We start from the raw sequence: 18294 nt of genomic DNA, 5'->3' as shown, positions 1-18294 counted from the left end.
GACCCTGGACTACGAACCGCCGCAGCAGTCCGAGAAATTGCTGAAGTCGGCCCGTGCCATGTCGAAGCGCGCCACCGCCAACTCCGGCGTCAGACCGCTCGCGAACACGATCACCGGCTGAACCGGCAGACCGGTCAATGCGGCCTGCACGTTCTGCGACGGCCGATACACCCGCACGAATTCACCCGCCGTCAGATCGATCGGCGCGTGGGCCAAGGCGATCTGCCGCAAGGCCCCCAACTGCCGCCCATCCATGAACGGCGTCGACTGCCCACTGCCCGGCACCGGCCGGCGCGGCACGCCGCTGAAGAACGCCGCATCGCCGAAGCCCCGCAGCGGCGGGCTCTGCAGCGGCACCATGCCGAACGGCGGCAGGTAGCGGCAGTGGTCCTTCACCTGCAGCGACGCGGGCGTCGCACTCGCGGCCAGCAAGTCGCCCAGATGCTGCTGGAACTGGGCGCACATGGCCTCGGCCTCCACCAGCCGCCGATCCCGTGCGACGAACGCCTGCGCGCCCAGCGCATCGGGCCCCAGCAACCGACGACGCACCGACCACAGGTCCACGAAGCGCAGCCCGCTGGCCGTCCAGAACACCAGCGCCAGCGGCACATCGCAGTCCGACAACGCACCGGTGCCGCGCAAGTCGTCCACCAGTCCGTAACTCGGTGGATCGCTGCGCCAGGGATCGATCACGATGGCCTCGCGCGCCTCCACGCCGAAGCACCGATAGGCCAGCCGATTGCGAAACTGCGGCGAGGCAATGTCCAGCCCCGCATAGCGCTGCGGCGAAATCGACAGCAGCCGGAACTGCAGCCCTTCCACCGTCACATCGGTGTTGCAGCGCACATTGCCGGGATCCAGACCGTTCGTCGGCGCCCGCCCCTCCGACAGCTGGGCCGGCGCAATCGTCAGCAGGTAGACGCCGGCGCCCGCCACATAAGTGCCGTCGCTCAGCGGATTGCAGTTGGCGAAGACGCAGTCGCAGGCGCTGGCCGTGCCGGCATCGAAGCGCCGTGTCAGCGCCACGCTGGTGTCCATGCCCAGCCGCAAGGTCTGGCCCGCGCGGTTCACCGCCAGGCCCGCCTTGACCCGCAACACCGGGGCCAGCGGCGCATCCAGATCCGCATCCCGGGCCGCCTCCAGGCCGAAGGCCACACCATCGCCGATCGCCAGGCCCAAGCGCGCATCCCAATCGCGCCGGGCCTGCTGCTCGCGCGACAGGTCCTTGCTCGTCAGCAGGCGTCCGTTGAAGAAGTTGACGCTGCGGATGCCGCCGTCCTTCAGCGGCTCCTCCAATTGCAGGGCATCGCCGCTCATGACGGCCTCCTGGTGCGCGTGCCCGTGGCTGTTCCCGTCCCCGGCGCAGTCCGGGTGCCCTGCCCCGCGCCGTCGCCCACGTCATACCAATGCCCGGCGCCGTCTGCGATCAGGGTCACAGCGCGGCCCCGCGCGATCGTCAGGTGCGGCTGGTCATCCACCGTGTCGCCGGTCGATTCACCCACCCGCACTGTGAGTGTCGGCACATTGACGTTCTTCACCACATAGACACGCCCCTCGGCCGAAGCCGAGGACGCCGGCAGCGTGATCGTCAACGCGACCGCATCCCGCGCCAGGATGTAGGAATGGCTGTCATCCAGCGTCAGGTCCGTGTTCACGCGCACCAGCGGCAGGCGCAGCGGCTCGACCGTCGGCGCACTCGCCACCGGTCCCGGTGCCGGCGGCGTCAAGGGCGTCACCGGAGAGGGCCGGATCGGCGTCGGCAGCGGCGTGCGACCGATTGGCGGCACCAGCACCGGTCCGGCGATGGGCGTTCCTCCGCCACCGCCACCGCCACCGCCACCTCCGCCTCCCCCGCCTCCGCTGATGGGTGCGGTGCCGGCTCCACCGCCACCACCGCCGCCGCAATCGCAGCCGCACAGAGCCCATTCCTGCAGGAAGCGCAGGTGCGCCAGCACCGGCCGGGTGCGCTCATCGATGCCGATCATCGGCGGGCTGCCCACGATCTGCCAAGCGCCGGACGGCGAGCCACCGATCCACTGCACATCGAAGCTGACGATCGCCAGCAGCAGGCAGTCCGCATCGCCCTGCTCCACCCGGTGGCAGCGCATGGCCATCCACATCGGTCGCAGCTCGGTGACCCAGAAGCGCAGCGCCACCCGAAGGAAGGCGCACAGATCGTCGCGCGCCACCTGCACCGGCGCCGCCAGATCAAACAGGTAATCGCCCAGCGTCTCGACCGAGGCCGGTGGCGACAGCGGCGGGGACGCGGCCTCCGCATCCCGCCACGGCTGGATGCCGGGTCGCAAGGCCTCGATCCAGGCGATGTCGTCCGCTGCTGGCGGCGGGCTCCCACCGCCCAGATCCACATTGGCCCGCAGCCAGCGCACATAGTCCCGCAGCGCATCTTCCTCGGTCTGACGGGGCGCGAACTCCCGCAGCTCCAGCCGGAAGTCGTCGGCGATGCGGGACGGCGCCATCAACGTGTCGTCAGACCGGCACGGCGCACCGGGAATCGGCACCGGACGGGTCTGGCAATCGGACCAGCACAGGGTCAGGTGGAGCGCGATCGGTCCGGCGCTGATCACTGGCGGCGAGGTCGGCGGCGAAGTCGGCGGCGAGGACGGCACGGGCAGTGGCGGTGACGCCGACGCCCCCGACGGATTCAGCAGCCGACCCACCAAGGCGGCGTTGTCAGGCTTGGCCAGCCAGCGGTTGATGACCGCGCACTGGTCGGCCGGCACGCACAGATGCCGGCCGCTGGGTGTGAGGGCGGAGCCGGCGCTGACATGCAGCCGCGGCCCCTCGGTGCCGTCCACCTCCGCCATCACCCGCAGCCCGCTGAGCGTGCCATAGCCCAGCGCCTCGCGGGCCTGCCAGCGATCGCGTCCGTCGAGATAGGTGAACTCCTGAACGAAGTCGTCCACGCCCAGCACCATGCCGCGCGCATAGTTGACATGCTGCGTCGGGTCGGGGGCGGTGCCTGTCAACAGGCTCACCGGTTCATTGCAGCAGCCCATGGCTCGCTCCTGGGTTGATCGATCGGCGGCCGCATCGGGCACAGGCTCGAGGCAGGTCGGCATTCATGCAGCGTGGGCGGCGCATCGGCGTCTCCGTTCAACAGGCCAGCAAGCGGCGGTCGGTGGCACTTGGCGCCGCCGGTCCGCCGACAAAGCTCGCCCCGATATAGGACCGCCCGACCACCGCGTCGGGAATCAGCTCCGGCGCGCGGCTGCCGCCGCCGAGCTGGGTGTCCAGCCCCAGCCGCGCTTCGCCGATCCGGTTGAAAGACCAGAACAGCCGGACATCGAAAACGGTGTGCGCCGGCTTCTCCAGCGCCACGATCCGCTGCGCCAGGCTGAGCCGCTGTTCCAGCTCGAACGGATCGGCCATGACGCTGTCTACCGGCAACAGCACCGAGAACCGATGCGCGGTGCGGTGCATCGCCAGCAACTGGCCTTCGAACTGCAGCCAGTCCAGCTGCGCCGCGCGGGTGATGGGCAATGCATCCGGGATCGGCACCTGATCAAAGCTCGGCCACGCGGTGCCGTGCGCCGTCCGCAAGCGTTCAATGCGGCGATAGCGCCGCGCCAGGAAGTCCTGCCAGCGTGGCCGGTTCAAGGTGCTGTCAGCGATGGCGCAGAAGGTCGCCCAGTCGGCGGCGGCATCGACATCGGACGGCACCTGCGTCGGCAGCGCGATCGCCTCGACACTGGCGTAGGCGCTGCCATGCCGTTGATTGATCTGCGCGACGCTGCCGTAGCGCGCTCGCAGCCAGGCCTGCAAGCGCGCCCGTTCCTGCGCCCCGGTCGACGGCACGAAACCCAGCACGGCGCTGCAGAAGCTCGCCCAGTCGGCCGCTGCATTCGCCTCGGTGGGCGGCACCAGCGACCACGGCATCAGCTGTTCGGTGGGCGTGGCCACCCGTCCCTGCCAGGTCGCCCAGCGATCGGCCAGGCCGGCATTGCCCTCGTCGGGCGTCCAGCGGGATTGGGTGACGACAGTCCGCGGGCCGCTACCGCTGTCAGTGGTCGACATGGCCCCCACCCCGGACGATGCGACCGACGCCCCCGGATCGCCCGCCGCGAGCGCACCGATCAAGCGCGTCTGGTAGGACTCGACGATGCGTATCCGTCGCGGGCCCAGATCCGTGTCGCTCGGCCCGTCGAACATCGCCGCATCAAAGCAGGGATCGAAGGCCAGCGCCAACGCCAGCCGCAGGCCGTGCACCGTGCCGCGCCAGCGGAAGAAGTCCATCGCATGTCGGACCAGCAAGCGATGGCGGCGCTCGTCCCAGGTCGGATCCAGTGCCAGGTCGAACCATTCCGCCAACCACGGCAGCGCCTGCGGCGGCACGGTGCGTGCGTCGAAAAGCGCGGTGGCCCGGGCGATCTTGTCCTCGATGCCGGTGAAGGTGCTTTCGAAGTTCGCGAGCCAGCGCTCGAGGAAGTTCGCACCGGCCTCGTCCTCGCGGTAGACCACCGGCAGGAACCGCTGCGAATACGAGAATCTCGGCGACCAAACCCGCAGCGCCCGCAGCCGCGGCGAGCGGGTGCCGTGCTCGCTGCGCAGCCGCAGCTTCAGCTGCAGATAACGGCCCTGCGCCGCCTGCAGCAGCAACTCCCAGGTGCCCTGCCCCGCTTCGCGGCAGGTCGGCGGCATGGCATCGCTCCGCATCCAGGGCAGCTCCGAGCCCTCCGGCCGCAGCAGCAACGCGGGTTCACGCGTCCACCCGCCCACCAGCGATTGCCCCGGCACTGGCGCGCCGGAAGCGAAGGACGAGCTGTCCCACCCCTCGGGACTGCCAAGCGCCATCGGGCCGTCGAACTCATCCGCCGCCCGGCTCCAGACGTCCACCGCCGTGCCCGCCGGAATGGCGGCGTCGATCAGCAGCTTGTCCCAGGTGATGCCCAGCTCGCCACTGTCGAACACCGGCGAGATCAGCGTCGCCTCGGTCTCGAAACGCGCCCGCGGCTGCTGGACGAACGGCGTCCATACCGGAGCGGCGAGTCCGCTGTCATAGCTGCCATCCCCGCGCACCGCGATCAACGCGCGCCCGCCGAAGCGACGCAGCGGATACAGCAGTGGCAAGGCCTGGAGTGCAAAGCCGCCGGGGACGGTGGCCGCTGTCACGCCCGGCTTGGGCGCCAGCGCATCCACCACATGGAACGCATGCACCTGGTTGCCGATGGTGGTGGCGATGAAGCACAGCGTCGTGGACGTGTCGTCTCCCGCCGGCCAACGGCGCGCACTCGCATGCACAAAGTCGTGAGCCAGCGCGGGCAACGGCAGCCACGCGGACGCCGCCCGGGCCCAGTCGTCCCCGGTGCGGCGCAGGCGAACCACACGCGAGCGGCCGGCGGTCTCATCCCGGTCCAGCAGCCACACACCGTCGGCCAAGTCGGTCTCGAGGGCGATCGGATCCATCACCCAACCCGGACTGTCCAACAGCGAGAGTCCGGCGGGAAAGTCGCGTGCGGGCTGGGTGCGTGACGGGCCGGACAGCGGCTGGAAATCATCCACCACCGGCGCGGCCAGCGGCCGCAGCGGCTGGCCGCTGCGCACCACGGCCAGCGTGCAGTCCAGCTCCCATAGCCGCGCGTTGAGGCGGTCCAGGATCCACACGCCGCCGCCCTCGCGGGCGCACATGTCGAAGGGCTCGAACGGGAGGTCCTCGGGCCAAGGCACTTCCAGCGGTTGGCCGCCCGCCACCAAGTCAAAGCTCAGCAGGCCGCGGCGGACGCCCTGTGCAAAGGCCACCACCAGCCAGTCGTCCGCGGTCACCGCCAGCGCGAGGTAGGTCGCCGGTACCGATGCTGCCGCAGGCGCGCAGGTCTGGAAGCTCAGGCGTTCCTGCGTGCGCTGCGGGCTGCAGTCCGACGGATCAGCGGGCCAGAACGGGCTGTCGTCGGCCCTGGCCAGCGAGGCCACCCGCAAGGCGTGCCGGTCCTCCGAGACACGATAGACATTGCCATTGCGGTCCGCCGCTGCACCGCGGCGCGCGTCCAGCGTCAGCGGCGCTTCGGCCGCGGTGGCGGGCAGTTCGACGGTGCGCGGGGCCAGCGTGAGTTCGTTGCGCTCGCCATCCCAGGCCGGCGGCGAAACGATCGGCGGGGTCGGCAGGGTCGGTGAACTGCTGGCGGGGCTGCTCGACGCGCCGCTCGATGCGGCCGCGTCCCACCAGGTTGACAGCGTCTGCGGGGTGGCAGCCGCGTCGATCCCGTCGGCCTCGCCGTCGAGACACCGACCCCAGTCGGCCTGTCCGAGCAGCAGCTGGAAGCGAGCGCCGTTGACGTTTTTCATCAGCAGGTCTCCGGCACCACCGGCACCGGCAGCAGCGACACCGTCGTGGGCGTGGCGCTGCCGGTGCTGCCGCCGCGCAGCGCATCCAGGGGCAACGGATCGCCCGACACCACCGAGATGCCGAGCACGCGTGGCAATTCCAGGCCGGTCATGCCGATGACATCGGCCGCCGCGCGGCTGCCTTCGGCGATCAGCACATCCGCCACCGACAGCACCCCCGCCACGCGCGCCACCTCCGCCAGCATCACTCGGCTGGCCACCGGCGTGCGCAGCGGCCAGCCGCGCGCCGGATCCACGCTGCGGGCGCTGAACAGCGGCGTCTCACGCGGCTGATCGCCGTTCGGTCCGACCGGCGCAAGCCAGGCCCGCAGCCGGGCTTTCACCGCGTCCACCACCTCGGCGATGGCGAAGCCGGCGGCCGTCTCCACACCGACCGAGATCCAGAGGCCCTTGTAGACCGGTCCGCGCACCACCAGCTCGGTCGTCACCAGGCGACGCGGGTCCAGGTGCTGGCACAGCGCATTGAGGAACAGCCGATCGGCCCGTGGCGCATCGGGCTGACCGGGGTCGAGCTTCGGGATTGCCATCACCGTGACCACGCCGGGCGCAGCGCCAGGCTCGTTGGGCACCAGGTCGGGATGGAAGGCCGGCAGGATCTCGACCCGGCCGATCTGCACGCCCGGAGCGCGCAGCGTGATGGCTTCGAAATCATCCGCGCTCACCAACCGGTCGCGATGCTGCAAATAACGCCGGACCTGCTTCTCGCCGGTGGCCACATCCTCGGCATCCGCGCCGCCCCAGGTCTGGACCGGATTGGTCACGGTGAAACCGGAGGGCAGTTGCGGCGCGCTGTCGATCGCGCCCTCAGCCACATTGCCGGCTGCGCCTTGGCAGAAGGCATAGGCGGCGAGCACTCGCGCACCCAGCGGCAGGCGGCGGCCACGCAGACCGTCGCCGAAGCGCAGCTCGCCGGCCTCGGCATCCAGCTCGAACACGTCGGTGCGGCCGCTGTCGTCGGCCTGCCATTCACGGGCGGTCGAGCGCGGATTGCCGACTGGCACTTCGGGACCGGCCGCGGCCAGGTCGTCGATCTCGGACCAGGTCAGCGGGGGCTCGTCGCCCGCGCGGGTGATCACCGTCACACTGCCTGGCAGCACCGGCGCGCGGGCGAGCCGACGGGACTGGTCGGGCGTGCCGTCGCCATCGGCCAGGGGCTCGGCGGCCACGCGCTGGATCTGACGGATCGGGGCCGCATTGATGCCGGTCCAGCGGATGCGTGCCTGCGCCGCACCATTCACCCGCACCCGCAACCAGGTCACGAGGCGCGAGCCCAGCGTCGGGTCGTCCAGCGTGGGCGGCATGTCGCCGACGCCGCCCTCCAGCGGATCCACGTCCTGCCAGGGCCGCAATTGCGCCGCGCCGGGCAGGGTCAGTTGCACCACGCCGGGCACCGACAGCAGGTCGACCTCGGTGCGGGCCTCCAGTTGGCGATAGGACGGAGCGGGCCGATCGTTCGCGTCCCGTGCGACGCGCCCATCGGCCTTCACCTCGGGCAGCTCGAAGCGCAGCATCTGACCGGGCTGCGCCTGGCCGGTCGGCGTCAGCGAGGCCGAGGTCGCCTCCAGCGCCGGCACCAGGCCCAGCGTCAGGGTGCGACCGCCCAGGCGATCGCGCAGCGTCTTCCAGGGGTCCGGGCCCACGTCCGGCACATCGGTGCGCCGGGCCAGCAGCGCGATCCACAGGCCGGCATCGATGGTGTCGGCGTTCAGGTCCACGCTGTCGACCACCTGCGGATCCAGCGCCACGGTTTCATACAGCTGCACATCGTCCGGGAACGGCATCTGGTAGGACGCATAGAGCAGCCGGTAGTACGCCATCAGGTCCGGGGACTGGGACGCCGCCGCCAGCGGGCGCTTGAAGAAGACGCGGGCCTCCAGCGGCAGCACCTCCAGGCCGAGTTGGGTGCGGAACGGCACGGCGCCGGCTCGCACCTCCAGATCGGCGGGCAGGGTCTGCACCGTGGCCTCGCCGCGATCGTTGGCGATCGCCACCAGCCCGTTCGCGGCCGAGGCACTGGCCAGCGGCAGCCGCAACATCTGCAGGAAGCGGGCGCGGTTGCGCTGCGGCACGAGGTTGGCGCGGTAGAGCAGGTTCTCGGTGAGGAAGGCGAACAGCTGCACCAGCGTCACGCCGGGATCGCTCTGGTTGAAATTGGTCCACTCGGGCGTGTGCACGCGGGCGCGGGCCAACGTGCTGTCGACCAGCTGCGTGAAGCGGCGGTCATCGAGCGGCGGCGGCGTGATCGGCATCGTGCGGTCCTTCGGCAGGTGGGTCGCGGGGTGGGTGGTCTCGCGGGTGGTGGGTCGCGGGTCGCGGGTCGTGTGTCGTTTGTCGTGTGTCGGTGTGGGCCTCACCCGGCGGCCAGCGCGATGCCGACCGTCAGCCGCTCCCGGGTCGCGGTGGCGACCAGCTTGTAGGTGATGGTCATGAGCGCGTTCTCCGCATCGTCGGGATCGACCGCCATGTCCAGCGACTCGACCTGGATCCGCGGCTCCCATCGGGCCAGCGCGCGTTGGGCCGCGTCCTGCACCCGGGCATGGGTGGCCGCGTTGTTGGGCTCGAACAGGAAGCTCGCCAGGCCGGCGCCGAATTCGGGCAGGCCGACACGTTCGCCCGGCTCGGTCTTGAGGATCACCGCGATCGACTCGCGGATGTTGGTCTCGCCCTGCGACCATACGAAGCGGCCATCCGACCCCACCCGCGGCGGGAACGACAGGCTGCGGCCGAAGATGCTGGTCATGGCTGGGACCTCCGTGGTGCGGCAGTCAGGGCGATCGGAACGATCGACGCAGTCGGCGCAGTCGGCGCACTCGGTGCCATCGAAGCGCCCGGCATGAGGCAAACGACCGATGTCATGACCCACCTCCATCCGATCCGTCACCGCCGCCCTTGCCCTTGAACTTGGGCACCGGGAAGCACATGACGAAGTAAGGCAGCCAGCGGAACACGAAGTCCAGCAGGCTGACGATGATCATCAGCAGGATCAGGGCGCAGAGGGTGATGATCGGCAGGGAGAGCGAGCAGATCATCCCCAGGCTCGCCTGCGGCGAACCGCCGGCACACGGCCCCATGCCACCGACGTCCAGCGGCTTGTACAGCGGCCAGGGCAGCACCGATCTCACCAGGTCCACAAAGCCCAGCCCCTTGGCACGCTGCACCTGGCCGCAGAGCTGGTCGGACATCAGGAACGCGGCATTCTTCTGATGCTTGCGCAGCCCGGCCGGTGTGGTGTCCAGCGGCAGCGCAATGCGGATCGGCCGCGCCGGGGCATCGGAATCGAAGAAGCTCGCCAGTTGGAATCGCTCGCTGGGCGCCGACAGCACCGCCGGCTTCAGCGGGCCGCAATCGCAGCGCAGGTAGGCGCAGCGAATCACGAACCAGCCGGCATCCCCCTGGGTGGTGACCAACGCGTCCCGCAGGCGCGCGGCGAACGGCAAAGCTGGGGACGGTGCCGCGGGCTGCGCGGTGTCGATCGCGGCGATCACCAGCTGGACCGCCTTGTCCACCAGCGCGGCAGCGGCTTCGGCCTCCTGCTGCAGCGGGGTCATCGACGGCGTGCCGGCTTCCACATCGGCCGGGTCGACGGTGACGGCCGGCAGCGTGGTGTGCAATCCGGCGACCACAAACCCGCCGCTGTCGCGCACACCGGCCAGCAGCCAGCGGAAATCCGGCCAGGCCAAGCCCGCGCCCGGGGCGTCCGGATAGAGCGCGGTGGTCCCTTCCAGGGAGGCGCGTGCGCCGCGGATCCGGCGCAGGGCCTCACGCACGCTGATCGCGGGGCTGTCCGCCAGGCCGGGCCAGTTGCTGCCCATCGCGGTGGCGGCGGCGTTCATCCAATCGAACAGGGCCTTCGCGGCGCCGGTCAGTCCCGTGCCCAAGGCGGGCGATTGCACGGCCGACCAGACACCCGGCACATGGGTGGCGAGGTAATCGGCAAAGTCCAGCAGCACCAGCCAGGACTGGCCCTGCAACTGCCGGTTGGTGGTCACGGCCTGCTCCAGGCGCTGGGCGGCGGTCGCCGTGCTGGCGGGGTCCACGATGCGCCCCTTGGCATAGACCGCCGACCGCAGCAACTGCTTCCACGGCTCGGCCACGTCCAGCTTGAATTGCTCCTTGCGCGTGGCAATGGCGCTGGGCATGGCGGCCACGCCAGCGGCGGAAATCGCACCGCTCGCGCCGGTCGCGCCGGGTCCTTCGGCGCCCACCACATGCTGGGCGCGGGTGCTCATGTACTCCTCGCGCCGACCCACCGGCACGGTGCCGGCATGCAGGCGGCGCGGCTGGCCGTTGTCCGCCACGAAGCCCATGGAGAACAGCGGCAGCAGGTCCTCGCCCGGCTCCACCGCGCCTTCGGCCGCCACGCGTTGCCAGCGCGGGCCGGCGGGACTCTTGACGAAGGCATATTCCACACGCGGCGCGCCGGCGGTGGGCGACATCAGGCGTCGGATCACAAAGCCCACCTGCTCGCTGCCGCCCGTGCCGAGGGTCCGATCGGGCAACCCGGGTTGTGCGCAGACGAGATTGGCCGCGACCAGGTAATGCCGCATGTGCGCCGGCTGGTAGAGCTTCAGCGGCAGCGTGCGGGCGACACCGTTCTCGGTCACCGCCTGGGTGCCCGTGACGGCGGGCAGCGCGCTGCGTGGCGCCTGATCCTTGCGAAGCCGGGCCAGCGTCTTCGCCAGCCGGGGCAGCGGCAGGCGCTCGACCAGATCCGGCGCGTCACCGAGCGGCAGGCGCCAGGTCTCGGGCCGCGCAATCCGGTCGCCCAGGCTGGCGGGATCGTGTTCGAGCGCGGCCAGCAGTTGCTCCATGTAGTCGTCGCTGTCGAACCGGAGCAAGGCGGGGCGGGCTTGATCGGGCGACAACGCGGCTGCAGATGCAGATGCAGATGCGGCTGCCGATGCAACGGTGGACGCGGCCGAAGCGGCCGAAGCGGCGTTGGCCGCCGCACTCGCACCAAAGCGCGACCACAGCGGTTGCGGGGTTTGCCAGGCGACGGGATGGTTCATGTCGATGGCCTCACCACATGTTGCCGGCGCCCGGCAGATAGGAGGTGCCGATGACGGTGTCGGCGATCACCGTGGCCGCCCGCACCGTGCCGGAGAAGGTGGACATGCCCGCATCCACCGTCACCATGCCGGCGCTGACCGCAACGGTGCTGGCATTGACGGTGACCTTGGCCGAGGCGGTGATGGTGATGCCGGCGGTCTCCAGCTTCACCGAGTTGCCGTTGCTGTCCTCGATGGTGACCGCACCGGGCCCGTCCTTGAGCGTGATCTTTTGGCCGCCGGGCGTTTCCAGGCGCAGGGTTTCCTGGCCGTCCTGGTCATCGAAGGTGAGCTTCACGCCGTTGCGGGACCGGATCACCTTCTTGTTGTTGGTGCCCGCACCGTCCATGGATTCCGGCGGCGCGTCACAGCCGTTCCAGAGCCCGCCCACCACATACGGACGACGGGGATCGCCGTGTTCGAACGCGACCAGCACCTCGTCGTCCACATCGGGCACGAACCAGCTGCCCCGGTTGTTGCCGCCGAACAGCGTGGCCAGCCGCGCCCAGGCCTCATAGCGCTGGCCGCCGGCATCGGGCGTCCAGGGCAGGGTCACCTTCACCCGGCCCTGGCGATCCGGGTCACGCAGGTCGATGACCAGCGCCGGACACACGCCGTACCAGCGACCGCCCCAGCCGGTGGGCAGGCGCTCGTTGAGCAGTTGTTCGAATGGAGGCAGGTCGGTCACGCGCATGATCAACGCCCCTGCCCGATGGCCGGCCGGTCGCACCAGAATTCGGTGCGCAGGCCCTTGCGCGCATCGAAGCGCACCTGGACCTCGGTCACCGTGTACTCGCCTTCGAAGAGCGGCCCCAAGCCCTTGAGCTTGAGCCGCGCCCCGACCCGCAACCCCGCCTGGGTGCGGGTGACCCCGTGGCCCACGATGAATCGCCGCGCCATGTGACGGAAGCTCGCTTCGGCGAAGGCGCGGGCCTCGGCATCGACGGCCGGCAGCGCATGGGCCAGCGTGTCCACCCGCGCACCGAAGGCGCGTTGCAGCGTCTGGGCGCCGCTGGGGCCGCCGTGGAGTTCGGCGCGGATGGCGGCCTCGTCGGCCTGGTGGCGGGCGACGCGCTTGTCGGCCACGCTCCAGCCCGCGCCGACGAGCTGGGTGCGTTGGTGGGCGAGGTCGGCGCAGACATGGAACTCCCGCAGCTCACCGGCCCAGGCCAGCTCCAGGGTGGCCGCCTCGCGCCGGGCGCGCTGGGTGGCCTTGAGCTTCATGTCGTCGATCCAGATCTGGGCATCCTCGCGCCGCGCCAGGTCGCGGACGAAGGCGAGGTCGCTCTGATTGACCTGGGCGAGGTGCTTGTAGGTCTCGCCGGTGAGGTCGATCTGCGTCTGCAGGCCGTGGTCGCCCGCAATGCGGCGCAGCACATCGGCCAGCGAGGCATCGGCAAAGCTGCGGGTGCGGCGGGTCATGCGCAGGTCCTGCAACCGGTCCTCGGCGCACACGCCCACCTGCGGCGTGCGGCCTTCCGGAAACTCGGCCGAGAGCGCACTGATGGCGCCGCGGAACAGCAGGTCCGGTCCGACCTTCACCGCCAGCGGCTTGCCGAAGTCCAGCGCCTGCCGATCGAAGTACTGGAAGCCGGTGCTGTCCGCCCCACCCCAGTTGCCGAAGGTGAGCTCCGCGCGCGCCAGTCCCTCACTGGTCTCGATGAGGTCCATCGTCATCAGCCCGGCGCACAGGCCGGCATCGCGCTGGCCGTCGATCTCGATCGACGGGCGGGCGATCTCGAGGACGGCGGGGGTCTCTGCGGACATGCGGGCTCCTTGGGGTCGGGGTGAGATCAGTGCGCCCAGACGCGCAGCGACTGGCTGTGCAGCGTCTGCAGCGCGTCCTTCAGGTCCTGCGGTTGCAGCGGTTGTGGGGCTTCGGTGCCCGAGTCGGCGCCGGAGCCGTCATTGGCGGCCGAACCGGAGGGCGTCGGACGCGCCTCCCGCAGGACTTCGAAATCGTTGATGACGACGGATCCCATCGCAGGCTCCTGGTTGAGAACAGAGGCAGGCCGTGGCCCATGTGGCGGCGCTCAGCCGATCGACAGCGTCGCGCTGGCGCCGCCCAGCGACGCATTCAGGCCACCGCCGCCGGACGAGTTGCCCACGCTCGCGCCGCCACCGAACGACGCGCCGAGCGACGCGCCGAAGGACGCTCCGCCGGTAGAACCGCCACCCACCGAGGCCTGCAGGTTCACCAGTTGGCCCGGTGCCATGCGCAGCGGATCCTCGATGCCGTTGGCGGCCGCAATACCCTGCCAGTCGCCCTTGCTGAGCCGACCGGCGATGGCCTGCAGCGAATCGCCCTGCAGGGCGGCCTTGAGCGGCGCATGCCCGGGTGGCGCGTGGCCGGGCCTGACCGGCACGCGGCCGGCGCCCTTGAACTGGGCTTCGAGAATCTTTTGCTGGGACAGCGTGAGGCTGATGCTGGCCCGCAGCGGCTTGCCATCGGGCGAGAAGAACTCCAGCGACTCTTCCAGGCTCTCGACCATGCCGTCGAACAGGAAGGTGCCCCACTGAAAGCGCACACCGGGCGGCACCTTCTTGTTGGGATCCTCGTCCGCGTTCTGCGGCGTCATGAAGTGGATGACCTTGGTGGTGAGCCGGCGCACGTCGTCCACCGCGTTCTTCTCCATCGCGGTGACGTCGAACCAGAGCTGCAAGGCCAGCTTGGTGGTGCCCGCGCCGACGAACTGACGGCCGTTGTTGCCCGCCTGCTGGTCGCCGCCTTCGGGCTGCTTGATCTCGTTGGCGAAGGTGAGCTTGAGGGTCTCGGGATTGAACTGGACCTCGACCCGGACACCGCCCGGCTTCTCCTTCTTGAAACCGGCATCCAGCTCGATGAGCTTGGCCCGTGTCAGTGCGGTCATGGGTGTTCTCCGTTGAAGCGCAGGGTCTCGTAGGCCACCTGCAATTCCTCGACGGCGATCTGGCCGTCACGGGCATTCAATGCGGGCGCCTTGAGCTTGATCGGCACACAGCGCGAGAGCTGGAAACTGGCGCACACCGTCTGGCCATCGGCGGCATAGAGCACCACCTCGGCCTCGGCGCGCAAGCGCGGATTGCTGACGCTGTCCTGGAACCAATGCCAGAGGTCGAAGTTGGGCGTCATGCCGCGCTTGAGGGTCAACTGGCCGAATGAGGCCGGGCCGTTGAGGCGGATCTGCCGGTCGTTGGCGCCGCCCTCACGCAGGGTCTTGATCTCCATCGTCATCTCCAGGCCGTCGCATTCGGAGAACGCGGCACCGACCAGCGGGCGGGCCTCATCGCCACGATTGATCTCGACGGCGAAGTTGAAGGCGGTGAACGGCTGAACGGCGCTCATCACAGCTCCTCGACCACGCTGAGGCGCTCGCCGCTCTGGGCCAGCCGCACGGTGATGAAGCGCATCGGCAGCGCCGGTGCGACCCGCAGTTCGACGATGAGCCGACCGGCATCGCCGTCCTGCGCGGTGTTGACGGTGTCGTCGGTGACCACGCGGAAGGACTGGGACGGTGTGGCCCCGGCGAAGGCACCGCGGCGGAACAGGTCGTTCATCAGCGTGTCGAAGCCCCGACGCACCGAGCGCCGCAGCGCCGGGCCGTTGGGCTCGAACACCCAGGACATGCCGCGGCGCAGCGCCAGCCGGCGCAGCAGCGTCAGCAGGCGGCGCACATTGATCGGGCGCAGTTCCGTGTCCAGCGACAGCGTGTCGGCCGAGAGCGCAAAGAAGCCTCGCGGATCCAGCCGCAGCAGGTTGACCTGCGCCTCCTGAAGCGCCTGCCGATCCGCGCCCGGCACCGGCGGGGTCAGCGCGACCACATCCTGCAGGGCCTGGTTGGCCGGCGCGATCCAGGCGCCCCGCTCCGACGAACGGGCGGCCATGACGCCGAGGGCGACACCGTCCGGAGGCACCGTCCGGGCGCTGAGCTCACCCGCGGCCATGCGGCCTCCGCCGCCGCTCGCGCCGATCAAACCGCTGACGGTGGCCGAGTTGCCGGCGAGGCCAGAGGGGCCACCGCGCACGCCGGTCATGCCATTGGCGTTCGACGGCACCGCCTGGTTCGCATCACCAACATCGCGCAGTTGAGACTGAACCCACGGGAAGTAGAGCGCGCCATAGGACAGCGCCCTGGCCTCGTCGAAGCCGAAGGCCTGCGGATCCCCGGCGGCCGGCGCCTGCCGCACTGCACGCAGCCGTGCGGCATGTCGCAGGGCCTGGGCGGTGCGGAAATGTCTCGGCATGGCCAATGCGACAAACAGATCGCCGCCTGCCAGTGCCAGGCGCAGGGCGGCGCGCTGGATCGTCAGCCAATCGGCTTCATGCAGCGACTCGGCCACGGCGGGGGAATGCTGCACCCAGTCGTTGCCGCGCACCACCACGGTGACCGGATTCGATCCTTCGCTGCGCTCGTCGTCGAGCCAGGCGAACACCTGGTAGCGCAGCACGCCCTCCCGGTCGGTCAACACGCTGAAGGCCTGCGCCGTGCCGCGGTAGATCTCTCGCGCATCGGAGAAGTCCGCGGCCAGGGCTTCGAGCAGCACATAGGTCGCGCCGGGCTCGCTGTCGCTCCAGGTCAGTCCATACGAGCCGGGGGGCACGGGCGCATCGGGGCCGTCGAGCCACGGGGCATTGAGGCGACGGGTTCGGCAATCGAGGAAGGTGCCGAAGTCCGGGCCGGTCTCCGCCGATGGCTGGGGTGCGCTTGTCGCGACGGTGCCGCTTGCCGCCCGCGACGCAGCGGCCGCTGCGAGCACCGCCTGATCCGCGCATGCACCGCGGTGACGCGTCCAACTGATCGGCTGCGCGGCCGCCACAGGCGTCGAGGGTGCGGGCGCGGCGTCGCGCCGGGGCGACCATCCGAGATGGACCGCATCCGGCAGCGCCAGCAGGCTGGCTTCGTTGAACAGCCCGCCCGCACCGATGGACAGCGCGGCATGCAGGCCGAAGAGCGGCCGAGGCTGGGCACGCATCAGCCGGATGTCGTCGGCATGGGCGACCAGGGCGGCAGCACCGTCGTCCGCCAGTTCGGGGTCGAGGAAGAGCGACGCGTCAAACCGCGACAGCCCATCCCGTTCGAGCGGACCGGCGGCCTGCGGCAACGGGGCCAAGGGCGCGCCGAACAGGGCATCGACGCCCAGCGGCAGCCAGGCCAGCGGCGCCGGTGTCGCCAGCGGCGCCAGCGGGAAGCGCGGCAGGTCCGCGGCGGGTGCGGGAGGAAGGTCGTCCCGCGGGCGATAGAAGTCCGCATCGCTGCGCAGCGTCCAGAACGCGGACGGATGGGCAGGCGTCAGGCCGACGCCGGACAGCCGCGACATCTGAGCGCCCACGCCGATGCGGAGCGCGAGCTCGATACGCTGGGCTTGGGTTGCACCGGCGAGCGCCGGCGGCAGTCCGGCACCTAGTTCCCTCCACGCCGGGCCGCGGCTCTCGGCCTTCATCAGGGTGCTGGACAGCGACACCGGACTGCCGACCAGGGCGGGCTCGCGCTGCAAGCCATCGAGCCGCTGCCAAAGGGTGGTCGTGCCCTCGCGGAAACGCACCCAGTGGCCGACCTCCAACGTGGTCGGCATCGGCGCATCGAAGCGCAGCCGGGTCATCGGTGGGTCGAGCGGCCCGGCGGCTGCAGCGGCAGGAGCTTCTGCACCCAGCCAGGTCGCGGCCACGGGAGGCCCGAAGCCCGCCACCTCGGCCAGGCCGATGGCGGGCGGAGAGACCGCCGCCGCCGTGACTCGCTCAAAGGCGGCCACGACGCGCACCTCCACCTGTTGCAGGCCACCGGTCTCGGACGCGACCCTGGCCGCTTCCACGATCGCATAGGCACAGGTGGTCTCGCGGCGACCGATCTGAAGCAGATCGCCCACGCCCAGCATGACCCGAGACCGGAAGCTGAAGCGGTTCGGGCCGGCACCGGGCACCGTGGACGGCCCGAAGCCGTCCATGGCCAGGCCCCCCACCGTGGCGGCCGTACTCAGCCGCAACGCGTCGGACCATGCGCCTTCGCAGCGGGTCGCGGCACAGGCGGGCGCGAGGGTGCCGTTGTCGGCAATGGCCAGCAGGCCGGGCATCGCGAAGGTGTTGGCCCGTGCGACTTCAGGCGCTTCCGGATCCTGGCCGCTGGCGGCGGCGAGTGCGGCGCTGCGCGCGACGCGCTGGACCCAGCAACGCCGGCCACCGTTGCCGAAGAAGGCGCGCACGGCGGGACCGAGGTAGGCGGTGATCCGTTCGCCGCGTTGGGCGTCCCAGGCCAGGGGCGCATCGGGGCCGAAGACGGCCGCATATTGCGCCACGCTTTCGATCGCCACCGGCAGATGCAGCGGCCCGGTGGACGCGAAGCCGACGAACACGGCAACGTCCATGCGCGGCAGGGCCTCGACCGCCGGGGGCGGTGCGACGTCGACGCGGATGCCGGGCAAGCGGCGGGTGGTGGGACTCAGCGTGGCGATCACGGGCTCACTCCATTTCCAGCCGCTCGTAGGCCAGCACGAGTTCTTCCATGGCCACGTCGGTGCCCTTGGCATTGAACGGTCCGCTGGTGTGCTTGGTGATGCGGGCCCGCAGCAGCTTCCAGGTCTGCACGATCTGGGTGTGGTCCTCGCTCTGCAGATGGATGGTGACGGTCCGCATCGCGTTCTGGTCGCCGTTGCGGATCTGGTCGAGCCAGCGGTAGAGGTTGAGCGAGCCGATCACGCCGCGTTTCATGGTGACGTCAGTCGACTTGTTCATGCCGGTGATCTTCATCACCGAGTTTTCGCGGGCATTGCCGGTCCGGTATTCGGAGACGGTGACTTCCATGCCGATGCCGCTCAGCTCCTGGAAGCCGGCCTGCGGGCCTTCGGTATTGCCGTCGCCCAGGTCGACGAGGAAGTTGAACTGCACATAGGGTCGGTCACGCAATTCGGCCAT

The 18294-nt window shown here is 70.4% G+C and carries 13 protein-coding genes; all 13 read right to left on the bottom strand.

Annotation, left to right across the window (positions count from 1 at the left end):
* Window positions 1-9 precede the first annotated feature (9 nt).
* A complete protein-coding gene (locus N4261_RS04325; RefSeq protein WP_261758990.1) occupies window positions 10-1317 on the bottom strand; it encodes a hypothetical protein in 1308 nt (435 codons plus the stop codon).
* Window positions 1314-2996 carry a hypothetical protein gene (locus N4261_RS04320; protein WP_261758989.1) on the bottom strand — a complete coding sequence of 561 codons (1683 nt, stop codon included), beginning with the start codon at window positions 2994-2996 and terminating at the stop codon, window positions 1314-1316. The genes N4261_RS04325 and N4261_RS04320 overlap by 4 nt, the downstream gene beginning before the upstream one ends.
* 118 nt (window positions 2997-3114) lie before the next feature.
* Window positions 3115-6300, bottom strand: coding sequence for a phage tail protein (locus N4261_RS04315; RefSeq protein WP_261758988.1), 3186 nt, complete (start codon window positions 6298-6300; stop codon window positions 3115-3117).
* On the bottom strand, window positions 6300-8609 hold the full coding sequence (locus N4261_RS04310) for a baseplate J/gp47 family protein (RefSeq protein ID WP_261758987.1): 2310 nt from the start codon (window positions 8607-8609) through the stop codon (window positions 6300-6302). Before N4261_RS04310 ends, N4261_RS04315 begins: the two co-directional genes overlap by 1 nt.
* A 101-nt stretch (window positions 8610-8710) precedes the next feature.
* Window positions 8711-9100 carry a GPW/gp25 family protein gene (locus tag N4261_RS04305; RefSeq protein ID WP_261758986.1) on the bottom strand — a complete coding sequence of 130 codons (390 nt, stop codon included), beginning with the start codon at window positions 9098-9100 and terminating at the stop codon, window positions 8711-8713.
* A gap of 112 nt (window positions 9101-9212) precedes the next feature.
* The gene (locus tag N4261_RS04300; protein ID WP_261758985.1) at window positions 9213-11369 is read right to left on the bottom strand and encodes a hypothetical protein; all 2157 of its coding nucleotides are present in this window, start codon (window positions 11367-11369) and stop codon (window positions 9213-9215) included.
* A 10-nt stretch (window positions 11370-11379) separates the two neighbouring features.
* Window positions 11380-12096, bottom strand: coding sequence for a phage baseplate assembly protein V (locus N4261_RS04295; protein ID WP_261758984.1), 717 nt, complete (start codon window positions 12094-12096; stop codon window positions 11380-11382).
* An 8-nt stretch (window positions 12097-12104) separates the two neighbouring features.
* The gene (locus tag N4261_RS04290; RefSeq protein ID WP_261758983.1) at window positions 12105-13175 is read right to left on the bottom strand and encodes a phage late control D family protein; all 1071 of its coding nucleotides are present in this window, start codon (window positions 13173-13175) and stop codon (window positions 12105-12107) included.
* A gap of 26 nt (window positions 13176-13201) precedes the next feature.
* Window positions 13202-13390, bottom strand: coding sequence for a hypothetical protein (locus N4261_RS04285; RefSeq protein WP_261758982.1), 189 nt, complete (start codon window positions 13388-13390; stop codon window positions 13202-13204).
* A 51-nt stretch (window positions 13391-13441) separates the two neighbouring features.
* Window positions 13442-14278, bottom strand: coding sequence for a LysM peptidoglycan-binding domain-containing protein (locus tag N4261_RS04280; protein ID WP_261758981.1), 837 nt, complete (start codon window positions 14276-14278; stop codon window positions 13442-13444).
* Window positions 14275-14733: a phage tail protein gene (locus tag N4261_RS04275; RefSeq protein ID WP_261758980.1), complete on the bottom strand. Its 459-nt coding sequence runs from the start codon at window positions 14731-14733 to the stop codon at window positions 14275-14277. Before N4261_RS04275 ends, N4261_RS04280 begins: the two co-directional genes overlap by 4 nt.
* Window positions 14733-17837 carry a phage tail sheath C-terminal domain-containing protein gene (locus N4261_RS04270; protein ID WP_261758979.1) on the bottom strand — a complete coding sequence of 1035 codons (3105 nt, stop codon included), beginning with the start codon at window positions 17835-17837 and terminating at the stop codon, window positions 14733-14735. The genes N4261_RS04275 and N4261_RS04270 overlap by 1 nt, the downstream gene beginning before the upstream one ends.
* Before the next feature lie 4 nt (window positions 17838-17841).
* Window positions 17842-18294 carry a phage tail protein gene (locus tag N4261_RS04265; RefSeq protein ID WP_261758978.1) on the bottom strand — a complete coding sequence of 151 codons (453 nt, stop codon included), beginning with the start codon at window positions 18292-18294 and terminating at the stop codon, window positions 17842-17844.

Origin of the sequence: Roseateles amylovorans, assembly GCF_025398155.2 — a bacterium.
GTDB lineage: Bacteria > Pseudomonadota > Gammaproteobacteria > Burkholderiales > Burkholderiaceae_C > Roseateles > Roseateles amylovorans.
Note: the sequence above shows the minus strand (reverse complement) of the source record. Positions and strands in the feature narration are given on the sequence as shown.